Source organism: Nostocoides australiense Ben110, assembly GCF_001050535.1.
GTDB classification, from domain to species: Bacteria; Actinomycetota; Actinomycetes; order Actinomycetales; family Dermatophilaceae; genus Nostocoides_A; species Nostocoides_A australiense.
This window is the reverse complement of sequence record NZ_HG764815.1, coordinates 4,241,355-4,242,640: the sequence shown is the minus strand read 5'-3', so window position 1 is coordinate 4,242,640 and position 1,286 is coordinate 4,241,355. Positions and strand designations below refer to the sequence as shown.

The following is a 1,286-nucleotide window of genomic DNA, read 5'->3' as shown; positions in this document are numbered from 1 at the left end:
CCAGCCGGCGGAGGCGCGGTCCAGGACGGCCCAGACCAGGCTGATGCAGGAGGTCTCGCCGGGGAAGCGGCCGATGACTTTGGCGCGGCGGCGGGTTTCGCCGAAGGTGCGTTCGATGAAGTTGGAGTGCCGGATCCGTTGGTGGTGCTCGGCCGGGAAGCGCAGGTAGGCGCTCAGTCCGGCGGCGTCGGTGAGCAGGATCTTCATCGCTGCCGGGTAGATGGCGGCGTACTTCTCGGCGAACGCGCGGACGCGGGTGTCGATCAGGTCGACCAGCGCGGGGCCGGGTTCGATATCGAGGTCGGTGGTGTCGAAGATGGCCCAGTAGCCGTCGCGGATCTCGTCCTGCATCCCGGTCGGGGTCTTCGCCAGAACGTTCCGCAGCCGGTGGATGAGGCACCTCTGCCGCAACGCTTTCGGGTAGATCTGCTCGATCGCGGCGATCAATCCTTGAGCGCCGTCGGAGATGACCAGCAGCGGACTGCCCAGGCCCCGATGGCGCAGGTCGGCCAGGAAGTCGACCCACGCGTCGGTGGATTCCCCGGCCCCGGGCGCGAGGCCGATGAAGATGGGTTTGCCGTCGGTGCTGATCCCCCAGGCGGCCAGCACCGGCTCGGCCGGGCTGCCGGGGTGCATCCGGAAGAACGAGGCGTCCAGGAACAGGTAATCCACGCTCACCCCCTCCAGGCGGCGGGCAGCCCACTGCTCGTACTCGGCGGTGATCGCCTGGCAGATGGTGGAGACGGTGGACTTGGAGATCGCGGCCTGGTCCCCGAGGGCTTCAGCCAAGGTGGCCTCCACATCGCGCACCGACAGGCCCCGCACGAACGCGGCGATCACCAACGACTCCAACGCGTTGGTCTTGGTCACATGCTTACCGAACAGGCGGGAGGCGAACGCGGCGGTGGTGCCGCGCAGCTTCGGCCGCTCCAGCTGGACCGCTCCGGCGGTGGTCTTGACCGTCACCGGCCGGTACCCATTACGCGACCCCAGCCCGGGCGTCGGTGATGGTCGCGGCGCGCTGGTAGCGCTCCCGGCCCAGGAACTCGGTGACCTCGGCCTCCAGGGCGGCCTGCATCAACAGCTGCGCGCCGAGGCGGGCCACCTCCTCCAAGACCTCCGGCAGCGGCCGGTCCTGCGCGAACAGGGCGTCGATCCTGGCGTGGATCCGATCGGTGGGTGATACTCGTGCAGACACGGGCGTAGGGTCCTTTCTTCGATGACTTTGAGCGGTCTCGAAACCGAACCTACGCCCGTCTCATTTACACCGGCCGCTGGACACGACC

The 1,286-nt window shown here is 68.5% G+C and carries 1 pseudogene; it reads right to left on the bottom strand.

The window, feature by feature from the left end:
• Window positions 1-1,198: pseudogene (locus tag BN11_RS21025) on the bottom strand (IS256 family transposase); the annotation flags it as partial.
• Between the last annotated feature and the right edge of the window lie 88 nt (window positions 1,199-1,286).